This is a genomic window from Alloprevotella rava (assembly GCF_014195585.1).
Lineage (GTDB): Bacteria > Bacteroidota > Bacteroidia > Bacteroidales > Bacteroidaceae > Alloprevotella > Alloprevotella rava.
On the sequence record NZ_JACICA010000002.1, the window covers coordinates 209,672 to 224,239 of the forward strand.

Consider the following 14,568-nt stretch of genomic DNA (forward strand, 5'->3'; position numbering starts at 1 on the left):
GAAAAGAGGAAATGAAGAATAGCAGAATTGGCATGTCGAAGTGTTAAATCTCACCTATAAGAAAGCTTTTTAATGACTTTTGATAGGTGGATATTCCAAAAAATCCCTTACCTTTGAATCCCTTTACACTGATTACTAATTGTTTTTCTGACTTAAGGATGAAAATAAGACATATAGGTTTGCTTCTTTTGCTCGCTGCTGGAATGCTGATTGCAGGGTGCTCTCCATCGGAAAATGTAGCCGATGTAACCACCGGTGCGCTTAGCTTCAACTCCGAATATGCAGGCAACACAAGCAGCCTGACTTGGGCACAGAACAGCAAGATTGGAATATTCGAGAAAAAGAGCGGACAAACGCTCTCGGAAAGCAGTATGGTTGATGGTTTTTCCAACATTCCGTATCAAACCATCGGCAACGGCATTTTCACACATACCACGCGCCCGCTGACATATCCGCAAGATGGGTCGGCCGTCGACTTCATAGCCTACGCGCCCTTTAGCGACACACTGCGGAGCTACCAAATCAGCGTGGATGTGAGCCAGCAAACGGACAATCCGTGGCTCAACCTGCTCGCCTCTAACAATCTCGTGGCGCGCACAAACACCAAGCAACCCACGCTGCGCTTCAAACGCGCGCTGGGCAAGGTGACGCTCACCATCAACTCCACTGACGGCGGCGACATCAGTGGCCTAACTGCCACACTCTTCGATGTGCCCACAAGCGGCACTTTCGACCTTCGCAACAACACGATGACGGTTACAGCTCCACGCAACGGCACTATCCCCATGACCATGACGGGCAGCAAATTCACCCGTACGGCCACGGCCTATGTCCTGCCCCAGCAACTGCAAGCCCTAAAGGTGCGCTTCACAGCTGCCAATGGGCTGGTGCGCGAAGTGACGCTATCGCCCAGCGTGACAGTGAACAGCGACAACGCCTTGCAGCAAAACGTCACCATCTCGGGTTTAGGCTCTACCACCACCGTTGTACCGGGCAAGCAGCACTGGACGGAAACGCCTCTCATCACTTCCCAACAGAGCAGCAATGTGAGCCTGCGCTACATAGAGCATTTCTTCGCCCGCAATGGCCAGAACTATCGCAACTATGCTATGCTCTACGACACGGATCTCAAGATGGCCTATTGGGTGGCTTATCCGCTCTGCACTTTCTATACGCAGCGCAACACGGGGCGTACGGATGCTTGGGACTACGACCCCTTGCTCTCAACGGAACAACAGCCCACGATGAAGAACGCAATAGAGCGCTATCAGCGCGGCCACCAGATACCGAGCGCCGACCGCTATGTGACGGAAGAAGCCAATAAGCAAACGTTCTACTACTCCAATATGACGCCGCAAGCAGGTGCTTTGAACGGACAGGTATGGGCGCGATTGGAAAGCGCGGTCCGCGGTTGGTCGTCGAACATCGATACGTTATACGTCGTTACGGGGGCTATGCCCACCACTACGAGTAGCAGCTCCGTGACTTACGTTCGCGACAATAGCGGCAAAAATATTGCCGTGCCCAAATACTACTTCAAAGCCCTCTGCCGCATTGATCGCTCAACGGGAGCGGCCTACACGATTGCCTTCAAGTTTGACCAAGGCAACCGCGGCACTACAAGTGCGGGAACTTCCGTGAGCTACTATTCGGCCAACTATATGGACTTCGCGCTCAGCGTGAGCGAGCTGGAAGAGCTCACAGGCTTCACATTCTTCCCCAGCATCCGACAGCAGTACAAACTGACCTATGATGTCGGAAAATGGCAATAAGACAATAAAATTATAAACTAAATATCTACAAAAATGAGATTAAAGACCTTTATCCTGACAACAGGTGCAATGGCTCTGACTCTGGCTTCCTGCACGGAAGTGGAGGATCATAGCGATTGGGGTTACGGCACTGAGCCTAACTTTACTGCCTACGTGAGTGGAGGCTCCTCTATCGGTAAGGCCGATTCCTGGCCCACAGGTATCTCCGCTGGCGTATTTATGAAAGCAGCGGGTAGCAAACTCTCCGAAGCAAGTTCGTGCAACCGCGAATACCAACTTTCCGACCGTGGAAAGATGACTTCGGCCAACACAAACACTACCATCCATTTCCCAATAGATGGCTCAAAAGTAGACTTCGTTGCTTATGCACCCTACAACGCATCGGCTACAACGGGCACTTTCACAGTGTCGCTCACCGATCAGCAGGATCAATCGAAGCTCTACCTGATCCAATCGGCCAATGCTACTAACTGTAGCGGTCTGAACACCGACCTAAAACTTGGCTTTGAGAACAAGCTTGCCAAAGTATTTGTAGTGGCAACGACCGACAACGGCGTGACGCTCAACAATATGTCGGCTACGCTGACAAATGCTGCTGTTGAAGGCACATACAACTTAGGGAAAGGCAACTTCACGAGTGTTTCAAAGACGGCCGACATTACGATGCCTGTCACTGGAAACCGTGCAGAAGCCACTGTCATTCCCATGTCGACCACAAACAGCAAGATAGCTGTTGCTATAAATGGTATGACAAAGGAGTTCCTTATCTACAAAGAAGCTTTCCTTGCTGGCAAGACCTATGTCTTACCCGTAAAGGTGACGGCAAGCGACATCACTACCGACACCATCGTCTCGGGCGTCTGGACAGAGAACCCAGGCACCACTGTGGCTACTCCAACGCCCAACACAGACGTACAATTCGAGAAAGGAACGGTCCTGTTTGAAGAGAACTTTGGTACAGCAGCCCTGAAGAAAGTCGACGGAAGATGGCCGCTTGTGAGCAGCTTCACCGCGTGGTCTAATCCAACGCTCACCTTTAAGGATGTCAACAACACCCTCTCACTGCGTAACCACAGCAATACAAATGTCATTTGGTTCCCCAGTGGTAAGGATTCCGACTTCAGCATCAGCGGATTCGACACACAAGGCTATAAAAAGTTAATACTGACCTACGAACTCAATGCTAACCTCTACAACGCGGGAGATCAGATGGATCTCGCGGCCATGACGGGAACGTTCAACGGTCAAGCTTTTGCCACACCATCACAGATAGTGAAGAATCCCGATGACAAGAACACTTTCACCTCCTTCTCTATCGAACTCCCCATCACTTCTGCAAGCGCAAATTCAGAGCTACACTTCCTCAGCTCGGCAAACGCCAACACGAAGGGACTCCGCTTAGCAAAGATTAAATTTGTTGGAATAAAATAAAAAAAGATATTATGAACAGACGGAAAATCCTTATTGGCGCACTGCTTTTCCCGTGTCTTATCTACGCACAGAAACCTGCGGAGAAAGCAGACTCCACCACTCAGGAAGACCTATCCTTAGTGGGAGTGGTCGACGCGAGTGTCTTCGACGCTGATGGAGAGGACGGCTCCAACGATGCCTCACAGGACATCAACACTACAGTGCTCACCGCGCACGACATCTACCTCAACACAGCGGCTTACCAGCTCTCGCCCATGCGCTTCCGCAACAGAGGCTACAGCAACATCTATGAAGAGACATATATCAATGGTATGCCGTTCAATGATCAGCTCCGAGGCGTGTTCAACTACGCTTCAATCGGTGCGATGAATATCCTGACGCGCCATGGAGACCAGACAAATAACTCTATGCCTGGAGCGTTCACCTTCGGAACTATCGGCGGCGCGAACAACATCCTGATGCGCGCTGGCGACTTTGGCAGAGGTGGCCAAGCTACAGCTTCGTTCACCAACCGCAACTACTACTGGCGCGGTATGGCCCAACTGTCCACCGGCATGATGGACAACGGCTGGGCCGTGACAGGACTCATCGGCGGACGCTATTCGGGCGAAGGAAATATACAAGGAACTTTCTATCGCAACGTTTCCTATGCGCTGCTCATTGAGAAGCAGTTGGCCGGCGGTCGCCACCGTTTCAACTTCACCACAATGGGTTCGCCCGTGGTTCGTGGCCAGCAAAGCGGTTCTCTGCAAGAGGTGTACGACCTCACAGGTAACAACCTCTACAACGCAAACTGGGGCTACCAGAACGGAAAGAAGCGCAACGCGAAAGTTGTTAAGGCAATCGACCCCACGGCCATACTTAGCTACGAAGGCAAGCTGTCCGACAAAGTCACACTCAATACTGGCTTGAGCTTCCACTTTGGGAAGTACGGCAACACAGCCCTCAACTGGTTTGACGGAGCCGATCCTCGTCCCGACTACTACCGCTATCTTCCTTCTTACTTCGCCGCCAACGGCAATACAGAAGCAGCGGCGTACTACGATCAACTATGGAGAAGCGGCGACACAAGCTTTACGCAAGTGAATTGGGACCACATGATTGCAGCCAACCGCCAGAACGTGATGAACGGAAACGGACAGGCTATTTATTTAGTGAATGAGCGCCGCAGCGACCTTTATGAGACTACGCTCAATGCTACTCTCACTGCTCAACTCACTAAGCACAACAAACTGACGGCGGGCTTGCTCGGCCGAAACACCGTGAGCCATCAATTTGTGAAAGTGGACGACCTGCTCGGCGCAAACTATGTGCTCGACATCGATAAGTACTCCGACACGGACTATCCTGGTGATAACGACCAGCGTCAGAAGGACCTCCGCCACCCGAACCGTCGTGTTTACGAAGGCGGTATTATCGACTACGACTTCAAACTTCATGTCAACAGCCTTCGCGGTTGGATCAACAACCAGTATTCAAAAGGCCACTGGGATGCTTATTATGGCGTTCAGCTGACTTATACGGATTTCTTCCGCGATGGTAAAATGCAGAACGGCCACCATGCTAACAATTCCTACGGCGTAGGTGTTCGTCACAACTTTACTGATATCATGCTGAAAGGTGGTCTGACTTACAAACTCAACGGACGTCACCTCTTCCAGGTCAATACAATGTACGGAACCGTGGCTCCTCTGGCCAACGACGCTTATATCTCTGCTCGCTACAGCGATGAAACGCCACAAGGTCTCAAGAGTAGCCGTATCTTCCATATTGATGCCAGCTATCTTTTCTCAACGGCGAAAGTACAGGGCCGTATTAGCGTGTTCAACACAAGCTTCTTCGACCTGACAGAACGTTCCACCTACTACTACGATGGGGTTACGATGGTCAACCAAGTACTTACGGGCGTCCACAAAGTACACCGCGGCGTGGAAGCTGCTGCATCTTACAAACTCGACGACCATTGGACGCTGAGCGCAGCAGGAACTGTTTCTCAGTACTACTATGCTAACAATCCAGAAGGCCAGTTCTCCACCGACAACGGTAAGAGTCTTTCCGACTACGCCGTATCTGAGACCGAAAAGGTCTATATGCGCCACGTCATGGTGGGAGGTGTTCCTCAGTTGGCAGGAACTATCGGTGCACGCTACTTCATCAATTATTGGTTCCTCGGCGCAAATATCAATATGTTTGGGCGCAACTTCATCAGCGCAAGCCCCGCACGCCGCGTTTCCTCTCGTTACAATGGTAACTCGCAGGCAAATACGCCCGCAGTGACGCCTAATAATCAATACTATGATGCCTACCGCCAATTCACACATCAGGAAATGTTCGACGGTGGCTGCACTTTAGATCTCTCTATCGGTAAGATGATTTATGTGGGTCGGTCTAAATCGATCAACGTGAACCTCTCGTTCAACAACATCTTCAACAAGAAAGACGTGAAGACTGGCGGATTCGAGCAGGGACGTATCAACCTGACAAAGCCCTCCCTCTTCGCCAACAAGTACTTCTACATGCAAGGCTTCAACTGCTTCTTCAACGTGAGCTACAAGTTCTAAATCAGTAACAACAATAAAACAACAAAAGAATATGAAACTTATTAGCAAACTTTTGTGCCTCTCGGCAATGCTCTTCGCCTTTGCGTCCTGCGACAAAGACTATGAGCTCCCCCCTCTCACTGAGCCGACATACACTCTGCCCGCTGACGCCAAGACCGTCACTATTGCAGAATTGCGCACCCTTACGAAGGCTGCCACCAAAGACGCTCCCGTGACCATCACAGATAGTCTCTGGCTGAAAGCACGCGTGAGCGCGGACGACCGTTCTGGCAACGTCTACAAGCAGATCCTGCTGCAGGACGAAACAGGCGGCATCAGCTTCCTCGTAGACCAAAGCAGCGTTTACACCGACTATGCTGCCGGACAGGAAGTATATGTATCGCTCAAGGGCCTTTGCGTAAGCGTTTACGGCGATGAGCAGCAGCTGGGTCACCCCAAAGGCTATCTCTTCCGCACGCCTTATGAAGCCTTCAAGAAGCACGTTTTCAAAAATCGCTGGGCCGATGAAAGCCTCATCAACATCAAGGATTTCTCTGATTTCTCCAAACTCTCCGAAGCAGCCGATGCTAACAAGTTCACGCTTGTGCGTCTGACGGGTGTACACTTCGCAGATGGCGGCAAGGTCAACTATGCTGAGGCTAACGGCTACGGCTCTCGCAATCTGGTAGACGCCAAGGGCAACACCATTGTTGTGCGCACGTCTAACTTTGCCGACTTTGCAGCCACGAAGCTCCCTGTTGGAACAGGCGTTGTAGTGGCTATCCTGGGCCGCTTCAATGGTGCATGGCAAGTCACAATAAGCAACATCAAGAATGTTTATGGATTCGATGGCATCGTTCCTGATTCTTCCGGCGGTGGCGGTGGCACCCAGCCAGCCGGCACTGAGACAACAGCGTTCACCGAAACCTTTGCACAGAGCCAAGGCCAGTTCACGATCGAAGACAAGGTTAAAGATCCTGCCGTTAGCAACGTTTGGCAGTGGAGCGACAAGTTTGGCATGAAAGCTACAGCTTATGATCCCAACAACAAGCATACAGTGGAAAGCTGGCTCATCTCTCCTGTCATTGACTTGACGGGCTACCAGAACGCGCAGCTCACTTTTGACCACGCAGGTAAGTACTTTGGTAATGTTGCTGATGAAGCTATTCTGATGGTGAAAGATGCGAATGGCACATGGACCAAAGCCACTATCGACAAGTTCCCAACTGGCTGGGATTATGTCACAGCCACTGTAGATCTCACGGCATATAAAGGCCAGAAGATTCAGCTTGCCTTTGTCTACAAGAGCTCGCCCAATGGCGTAGGTACATGGGAGCTGAAGAATGTAAAAGTTTCTGGTGCGAAATAATCAATTATGCTTACAGCTCCTCAGTCTGCCCCACGCGGTAGGACTGAGGAGCTTAACACTATATAGTTTATGACACGGAAAATTCTGTTCATACTCCTCGCCCTCTTTACGGCAACGAGCATCACGGCACAGAAGCGCTACGGCATCTACTCCGTTGCCTTCTACAATCTTGAGAACCTCTTCGACACAGAGGACGACCCCAACAATCCAGGCGATAACGATTTTCTGCCAACAGGGCCCTATCAATGGACACCTGAGAAATACCAGCAGAAGCTCCACAACATCGCCAAGGTCATCGGAGAGATGGCGCGCGAACACTGCCCCGGAGGCCCCGCCCTCATAGGGGTGGCCGAGGTGGAGAACACACGTGTTCTCGAGGATCTTTGTAACACCGATCCAGTGAAGGCGATGGGCCTGAAAGTAGTGCATTATGATAGCCCCGACCATCGAGGTATCGACACGGGTCTGCTTTACAATCCTCGCTTGTTCCGTCTTACTGGCAGCAATGCCCATCACACGATGCGCGAAGGCCGTGTGAGCCACACGCGCGATATTCTGGAAGTGGACGGCATCTTAGCTGGCGAACCAGTAAGTATTCTCGTTGGCCACTGGCCCTCGAAGTATGGTGGAGCAGCTGTATCAGTGCCTCTCCGCGCCAATGCTGCCCGCCAAATGTTGGCTATTGCCGACAGCATTCGCAAGGCTAATCCGATGGCCAAAGTTATTGCAGTGGGCGACCTCAACGACAATCCCGATGACAAGAGCTGCGCCGAGGTGTTTGGTGCCAAGCGCACGCAGAAGGAAACGCCTACGGACGGTTACTTCAATGCTACTTGGCCGCTCTTCGATAAAGGTATCGGCACACTCTGCTATCAGGATGTTTGGGGACTCTACGACCAGCAAATCATTTCGGGCAACTTCATCGGTAAAGACTACTCTTCGCTGAAGTTCTGGAAGGCTCAGGTGTTCAACCCCTCCTATATGATTACGCCCACAGGTAAGAAGAAAGGCTACCCGCTGCGTTCGTTCGACGGCACTCGCTGGCAGAACGGCTTTGCGGACCACTTCCCCACCATTACCTACTACATGAAGGAACTGAAATAAGAGGTTTCCTCCAGAAGATCAAAAGCACCCGCCAACGTGGGTGCTTTTTTGTTGGGTGAGAAACTCTTGAACTGGTCCGACCAGTCGGACTGGTCTGACTCGTCCGACTGGTCGGATTGCCCCGATAAGCAGCTCTCTCAACAGAATCTCCGACTTGTCCGATAGAATCTCGGACCAGTCCGACCAGTCCGACTTGTCCGAGAATACCTAAAACCTCCTGAAAAATTGACAGGAGCTTTTCTTCTAAAAGATGGAGAAATTCTTTGAGTTGTGCTTTCTGCCAAAATCTCTGCGGTATTTTTTCTCTTTCGAGAAAGGAAAAATTGGCCAAAATCCTGCGGAAAACGGAGATTTCGAGGGATTTTCGCATTTTTTCGACCGATTTCGATAAAACTCTCCCCTATCCTCCTCGTTAGTCTCCTTATTGTGTCGGCGGACGCAATAAGGATGTCAGCCGACAGCCTTATTGTGCTGACAAATACAATAAGGAAAAACGCGCACAGGAAGGGAATCTTTTTCGCTCTTTCCATTGAACGCGCAGTTTCGAGCCATTCTCAGAGGCGGGAAATAAGAATTGTATTGACAAAGAACAAAGAAAGCGACCAGCCGGAAGCAGGAGATGCTCGATGGCTGGTCGCTACGCGTGGTACCCCCACTGAGAATCGAACTCAGATCTAATCTTTAGGAGAGATTTGTTCTATCCATTGAACTATGAAGGCAGAGCTTTTGTGTTTCGAGCGCGAAGTTAAGGAATTTCAATTATAATATTTGTGGTAATGCTTTTTTTTTCTTTTCTTTGCCCCCGCAAAAATCATATTATAAACCATCTAAACGCATTTACAGTATGTCAACTCTGACACTTGTCATTGTTATCACTTTCGTACTGGGCTATCTCGGTATCGCCCTCGAAAGCTCGCTCAAAGTGAATAAGGCAGCCCTCGCACTCCTCATGTGTGTGCTCTGCTGGACACTCTTCTCTCTCGCTCCCGAAACGTTTATCAGTGGTTTCCACGGGCTCGACTTCTTGAAAGAAGCAGGCAGCGCCACAGCAGCTATGGGCAACCTACTGAAAGAACATCTTGGCGAAACGAGCGAAACGCTCTTTTTCTTGATGGGTGCTATGACCATTGTGGAAATCGTTGATACCAACGGCGGTTTCAACTTTGTGCGCGACACGCTCAGTACGCGTTCTAAACACAAACTACTCTGGCGCATCGCTCTGATGACTTTTGTGCTGAGTGCCATACTCGACAATCTGACCACGAGCATTGTAATGGTGATGGTATTACGCAAACTGGTCAACGATCCAAAGGACCGTTTGATTTACGCTTCGCTCATCATCATTGCAGCCAATTCGGGTGGCGCCTTCTCCCCTATCGGCGATGTCACCACTATCATGCTCTGGGTGGGCAACTACATCACCACAGCTGGTGTTATGAAGGAAATCTTCATCTGCTCACTCACGTCGATGATTGTCCCTGCTCTCATCTTGCAGTTCAGCCTGAAAGGCGAATTGGCGCAACCTGAAAGTGCATCACCTTCTGATGCGCTCGATTTTAGCCGCAGAGAGCGCATGATTGTGTTCTTCTTGGGCGTGGGCGGACTTATGTTTGTTCCCGTGTTCCGCTATCTGACCGATCTCCCTCCCTATATGGGTATTTTGCTCGTATTGAGCTTGCTGTGGTTCACAACGGAGATGTTCTACCGTTCGAAACACGAAATCCACGACAACATGAAGAAACGCGTGACTAAGTTGCTCACGAAGATCGACTTCGCCACTATCCTCTTCTTCCTCGGTATCTTGATGGCCGTTAGCTGCTTGCAAGAAGTGGGCGTATTGGAGGGACTGGGCCTATGGCTTAACGACGTGAGCGGCAACAACCACTACCTGGTGACGGGCGTTATCGGCGTGATCAGTTCGATTGTGGACAACGTGCCTCTCGTGGCCGGCTGCATGCACATGTACCCCATCGCGCCAAGTGGAGATATGGCCGTGGACGGCATCTTCTGGCAACTTCTGGCCTACTGCGCCGGCGTGGGCGGTTCGATGCTCATCATCGGCTCGGCAGCTGGTGTCATCGTCATGGGACTTGAGAAAATCAGCTTTGGCTGGTATCTGAAGAACATCACCTGGATTGCCTTCGTGGGCTACCTTGCGGGAATACTCGAATACTGGATTGAACGCACTTACATCTTTGTCAACTAACTTAAAACAATAGTGTTATGAAAAAAAGTATCTTTTCGCTCCTCCTGCTCCTCCTCATGGTAGCAGCACCCGCCAAGGCCGGCATCGAATTTGGTGTGATGACAGGCATGAATATGAGCAAGGTAAACTTTAATAAGTTCAACAAAAACTTCGACTCATCCAATCGCTACGGTTGGTACTTCGGTCCGAAGGTGAACTTCAGCGTACTGGGTTTCGGCGGCGATGCAGCTGTCGTTTATAGTCAACTTCGCATGAATCTGGATGACAATTATAGCAAAACTTTCCGTTCGATCGAAATACCGGTAAATGCGCGCTACACTTTCGGTTTAGGCAGTCTTGCCAGCGTGTATGTTGCAACAGGCCCTCAGCTGGGCTTTAACATCGGCAACAAGGACTGGACTTGGAAGAGCATCACTACGCCCGAAAGCAATGTTCTGAGTAGCACGTTCGAGCGCAAGAAGATGAACGTGAGCTGGAACTTCGGTGCAGGCGTGAAAGTCCTCAAGCATCTCGAAGCAGGCCTCAACTACAACCTCATGTTGTCCAAATATGCCCACCCGATTAAGGTTGTTACGGGTCACGAAGTTAGTGCTTCTGACTATAACTTCCACACCAACACTTTCTCAGTTCGAGTGGCCTATCTCTTCTGATAATAACAACGCAGGCTAAGAGGCTTGCCGTCACCGCTTCAGAGTGGCAGCAAAGCTCCGCGCCTATTACATGACAAAATATGATACGAGTAAACTGTTTTTTCAAGGCTAATGAGGGTAAATACAACGAAGCCCTCGAAGCTGCCATTGCTCTTGTTGCTGAATCGCAGCAGGATGAGGGCGTAGTGTCTTATGATTGCTTCGAAAGTGCCACACGTGGCGAAATCTTTCTGATTTGCGAAACATGGAAAGACAAAGCTGCGCTCGAAGCACATATGCAAACTCCTCACTTCAAGGAATATGTGGGTCAGCTGGAGGCAGCTGGCATGCTGAAAATAGAGCAATTCGAGTTCTAAGTACCACCCCTCGAACGGTATTCAAAATGTAACGCCGACCGAGATTAAGACACCAGAGAGTGGACTCCGCAGAGAGTTCACTCTCTTTATCATTTTGGCCAATACATGCTTTCTGCAACCTTGTATTTGCATTATTACAACTTTTTTCTTAAAAATACAATAAGGATTTGCTTATTATTCTGGTAGCTACTATTTTTGCAGCGCAAATTAAACCCATTATAGGTATGAAAAAAATCTTATTATTCTGCATCATGGTACTCTCAACCATGACTGCCTTTGGACAGACTGCAACAAAAGTAGAAGATCTGAAACAAAAACAAAAGGTCTTAGCACTAACAGCTAAGTTGAATAAACTACAGCTCGATTATGAAAAAGAACAGGCTCATTATGCTGAAATAAGCGCCAAAGCTTCCTCTATCAATGCTTCGGCAAATACTATAACAACCGAATTTAATACTTCAGATGCTTCAAGCACCGTGAAAGATACCAAGAAGGTTGTTAAGGCTCTCAAAGAAGCAAAAGCAATCAATAAGAAGATCGCCAAGAGCCAAAAGAAATTGCGCAAAATGGAAAAGAAGATTGCAAAGATGAAGGCTCGTCTGGAAACAATGAATAAGAAAATACGTTTTGTAAATCAGTAAGATTTCCTTCAAGAACTATTAAAAGGGAGGCCACAACAGAGCTGCTGCGCAGCATGTGGGCCTCCCTCGCTTTTTGCCCAAAGAGATAGAGTCACCGCAGTACACTATCAGCAAGGCGATAAGTAGTATCTAACAACAGCCCCTTTCCCTACAAAAACAGATGCTATGACACATATATACACAAAGGGGAAAAGCACAAAAACCTCTATAAAAGAAAAGGAAAAAGCAAAGATGTGGGAAAGAAACTTCAATCCATTCTCCACCACAACCGCTACAAAGACAGTCAAAACCACATTAAGAAAAGCAGCGGACAATACTTGTTGGCACTTTAATTGTATCTTTGCAGCGAAAAAATAAGAAACGATTATGGCAAACCCTATGAGCGCAATGCCGCCCGCTACTAAAAACTTGCTCATCATCAATTGTATCGTTCTGCTGGCGCAGACGGTGCTTCAACAGGCAGGAATTGTCGACCTATCCAGTTGGTTGGGGCTTCATTTTGTACTGGCTGATGATTTCTACCTTTGGCAGCCCTTCACTTATATGTTCCTCCACGGCGGATTGAGCCACCTTTTCTTCAATATGTTTGCACTCTGGATGTTCGGAGGCATTATCGAACGCACCATTGGCACCCGCCGATTCCTCACCTACTACTTTGTATGTGGCCTCGGAGCGGCTTTGAGCCAGGAAGTGTGGCAGCTGGCGCAATATTTCGTTGAGGGAATGCAGAACTACCAGTTTGCAAATGTCAACGGAGTACTCATCCCCATGGGTCAGCTGCTGAACGCGTGGACCACCATAGGTGCGTCGGGCGCAGTCTACGGCATACTGCTCGCTTTTGGCTTTCTCTACCCCAACGAGCGTATCATGCTGCTCATTCCCCCTATCCCGCTCAAGGCTAAGTACCTCGTGATGGGCTACATTGTCATAGAAGCTCTCTCGCTCGGTATGTCCGACAATATCGCACACTTTGCGCATCTCGGCGGAATGCTATTCGGCTGGTTGCTACTCTTATACTGGCGCAAGCAGAGCAGCCGCACGAGCAACTTTAGAGGCTGGGACAATTACACACCTGACAAACCTACGCTCTGGCAACGCATGAAAAAACGATTCGGAAAACAACCGGACATACATATAAGTGGTGGACGAGCGTTCAACAGTCATACATCTGACTACGACTATAATCTGCAGAAAAAACAACAAGAGGCAGAAATCGACCGCATTCTCGATAAAATCAATCGGTCGGGTTATGATAGCCTGACGCGCGAAGAGAAAGATTTCCTCTTCCGTAATTCTCAATCCTAATAGCTCCCATGGCCGGAAAGACACAAAAAGGAAAAGGAACGAGCACCTTTGCTAAAATCATCATAGGTGCTTCATGGACAAGCGTACTCTTATTGTGGGCGTGCGCAGCATCGGTCATGGTCAACCCTACCCACTTCCGACTACTCAGCATCCTTGGACTTGCTTTTCCCTTTCTGCTTGCCGGCACGCTTTTCATGGCCTTCCTTTCGCTGATATTCACGCCGCGCAAACTTTGGATTACGCTCTTGGGGGTGTTCGTCTGTATTGTGCCCATCCGCACCTACTTCCCGCTCAATCTCAGCTCCCCTGCGCCGAAAGGCTGCCTAAAGGTGATTTCCTACAACACCGCTGGATGGGGCTGCGCCATAAACGACACCGTCAACGGAATAACCGGCAACCGCATTGCGCGCTATCTGGCGAACCAGAATCCTGATATTGTCTGTGTGCAAGAAGGCTTTGCTCTCGACGACTATTATGAGAAATACATCTACCCTTTTTTCCGCAAACAGCGCCACCATCAAGAGGATACTTTCAACGATAGTAAGCTTGTCTTGTTCAGTAAATATCCGATTGTCCGCAGCGAGCGCATCTGCCAAATAGGCAACAACGGAACAATGGCCTACTGGCTCAAACTGTCGGATAAGGACACGCTCCTCGTCATCAATAACCACCTGCACAGCATGGGCCTTACGCAGGACGACAGAGAGGAGTTCCACAACAGCGTGCGGGAGCCAGGCGAGAACACCAATGAGAAAGCCGCTCGCACCATCATATCTAAAATTAGCCGGGCCAGCATCGGGCGAGCAGCCATGGTGGACACCATCACGGCTTTCATAGCGCAACAGAAAGGTCAGAGCATGATTGTTTGCGGCGACTTCAATGACAGTCCCATCTCCAATACTTACCATCGCATGAGCAAAGGCTTACGCGATGCCTATGTGCGCACTGGCAACGGATTGGGACGGTCTTTCAACCGCGATGCCATTATTGTGCGCATCGACCACCTTTTCTGCTCCGACAATTGGCGGCCTTTCGCCGCCTACATAGACAACCGCGTCACTTTTTCAGACCACTACCCCATCATTGGCTACTTCAAACGGGAGCGTTGAGCCTACATGATGGGGCTTTTCTTTGAGCCTTTGTCACAAAAAACAAAGCTATTTCTCCCCACTTTTATAGAAAAGTATTCTCTAA

11 protein-coding genes and 1 tRNA gene are annotated in these 14,568 nt (G+C 49.7%); 11 read left to right on the top strand and 1 reads right to left on the bottom strand.

Features of this window, described 5'->3' with window-relative positions; genetic code table 11:
• The first annotated feature begins 158 nt into the window (after window positions 1-158).
• From FHS60_RS02875 to FHS60_RS02895, 5 genes are all read left to right on the top strand, one after another.
• Complete coding sequence (locus FHS60_RS02875) at window positions 159-1,772, top strand: DNA/RNA non-specific endonuclease (RefSeq protein WP_183694732.1); 1,614 nt, start codon at window positions 159-161, stop codon at window positions 1,770-1,772.
• Between the two features lie 33 nt (window positions 1,773-1,805).
• Entirely contained in the window at window positions 1,806-3,203 is a 1,398-nt protein-coding gene (locus tag FHS60_RS02880; RefSeq protein WP_009347581.1) for a fimbrillin family protein, read from the top strand.
• A gap of 11 nt (window positions 3,204-3,214) precedes the next feature.
• On the top strand, window positions 3,215-5,764 hold the full coding sequence (locus FHS60_RS02885) for a TonB-dependent receptor (protein WP_183694735.1): 2,550 nt from the start codon (window positions 3,215-3,217) through the stop codon (window positions 5,762-5,764).
• A gap of 31 nt (window positions 5,765-5,795) precedes the next feature.
• On the top strand, window positions 5,796-7,112 hold the full coding sequence (locus tag FHS60_RS02890) for a DUF5689 domain-containing protein (RefSeq protein WP_183694738.1): 1,317 nt from the start codon (window positions 5,796-5,798) through the stop codon (window positions 7,110-7,112).
• 69 nt (window positions 7,113-7,181) lie between these two features.
• On the top strand, window positions 7,182-8,216 hold the full coding sequence (locus FHS60_RS02895) for an endonuclease/exonuclease/phosphatase family protein (protein WP_183694741.1): 1,035 nt from the start codon (window positions 7,182-7,184) through the stop codon (window positions 8,214-8,216).
• A 644-nt stretch (window positions 8,217-8,860) separates the two neighbouring features.
• Here FHS60_RS02895 and FHS60_RS02900 read toward each other — a convergent pair.
• Window positions 8,861-8,935: transfer RNA gene (locus tag FHS60_RS02900), tRNA-Arg, on the bottom strand.
• Between the two features lie 125 nt (window positions 8,936-9,060).
• Between FHS60_RS02900 and nhaD the strand changes: the two genes are divergently transcribed.
• The 6 genes from nhaD (at window position 9,061) to FHS60_RS02930 (ending at window position 14,483) form a co-directional block, all read left to right on the top strand.
• The gene (gene nhaD, locus FHS60_RS02905; protein WP_183694744.1) at window positions 9,061-10,422 is read left to right on the top strand and encodes a sodium:proton antiporter NhaD; all 1,362 of its coding nucleotides are present in this window, start codon (window positions 9,061-9,063) and stop codon (window positions 10,420-10,422) included.
• Between the two features lie 17 nt (window positions 10,423-10,439).
• A complete protein-coding gene (locus FHS60_RS02910; protein WP_183694747.1) occupies window positions 10,440-11,072 on the top strand; it encodes a porin family protein in 633 nt (210 codons plus the stop codon).
• A gap of 80 nt (window positions 11,073-11,152) precedes the next feature.
• A complete protein-coding gene (locus tag FHS60_RS02915; protein ID WP_009347575.1) occupies window positions 11,153-11,428 on the top strand; it encodes a putative quinol monooxygenase in 276 nt (91 codons plus the stop codon).
• A gap of 224 nt (window positions 11,429-11,652) precedes the next feature.
• Window positions 11,653-12,069: a hypothetical protein gene (locus FHS60_RS02920; RefSeq protein WP_009347574.1), complete on the top strand. Its 417-nt coding sequence runs from the start codon at window positions 11,653-11,655 to the stop codon at window positions 12,067-12,069.
• A 366-nt stretch (window positions 12,070-12,435) separates the two neighbouring features.
• Complete coding sequence (locus FHS60_RS02925; protein WP_244957410.1) at window positions 12,436-13,374, top strand: rhomboid family intramembrane serine protease; 939 nt, start codon at window positions 12,436-12,438, stop codon at window positions 13,372-13,374.
• An 8-nt stretch (window positions 13,375-13,382) separates the two neighbouring features.
• A complete protein-coding gene (locus FHS60_RS02930) occupies window positions 13,383-14,483 on the top strand; it encodes an endonuclease/exonuclease/phosphatase family protein (RefSeq protein WP_183694749.1) in 1,101 nt (366 codons plus the stop codon).
• The last annotated feature ends 85 nt before the right edge of the window (window positions 14,484-14,568 follow it).

Bases quoted from the DNA above. Each gene is read 5' to 3' on its own strand.
- FHS60_RS02875 (WP_183694732.1), top strand. From the start codon at position 159: ATGAAAATAAGACATATAGGTTTGCTTCTTTTGCTCGCTGCTGGAATG.
- FHS60_RS02880 (WP_009347581.1), top strand. From the start codon at position 1,806: ATGAGATTAAAGACCTTTATCCTGACAACAGGTGCAATGGCTCTGACT.
- FHS60_RS02885 (WP_183694735.1), top strand. From the start codon at position 3,215: ATGAACAGACGGAAAATCCTTATTGGCGCACTGCTTTTCCCGTGTCTT.
- FHS60_RS02890 (WP_183694738.1), top strand. From the start codon at position 5,796: ATGAAACTTATTAGCAAACTTTTGTGCCTCTCGGCAATGCTCTTCGCC.
- FHS60_RS02895 (WP_183694741.1), top strand. From the start codon at position 7,182: ATGACACGGAAAATTCTGTTCATACTCCTCGCCCTCTTTACGGCAACG.
- nhaD (WP_183694744.1), top strand. From the start codon at position 9,061: ATGTCAACTCTGACACTTGTCATTGTTATCACTTTCGTACTGGGCTAT.
- FHS60_RS02910 (WP_183694747.1), top strand. From the start codon at position 10,440: ATGAAAAAAAGTATCTTTTCGCTCCTCCTGCTCCTCCTCATGGTAGCA.
- FHS60_RS02915 (WP_009347575.1), top strand. From the start codon at position 11,153: ATGATACGAGTAAACTGTTTTTTCAAGGCTAATGAGGGTAAATACAAC.
- FHS60_RS02920 (WP_009347574.1), top strand. From the start codon at position 11,653: ATGAAAAAAATCTTATTATTCTGCATCATGGTACTCTCAACCATGACT.
- FHS60_RS02925 (WP_244957410.1), top strand. From the start codon at position 12,436: ATGGCAAACCCTATGAGCGCAATGCCGCCCGCTACTAAAAACTTGCTC.
- FHS60_RS02930 (WP_183694749.1), top strand. From the start codon at position 13,383: ATGGCCGGAAAGACACAAAAAGGAAAAGGAACGAGCACCTTTGCTAAA.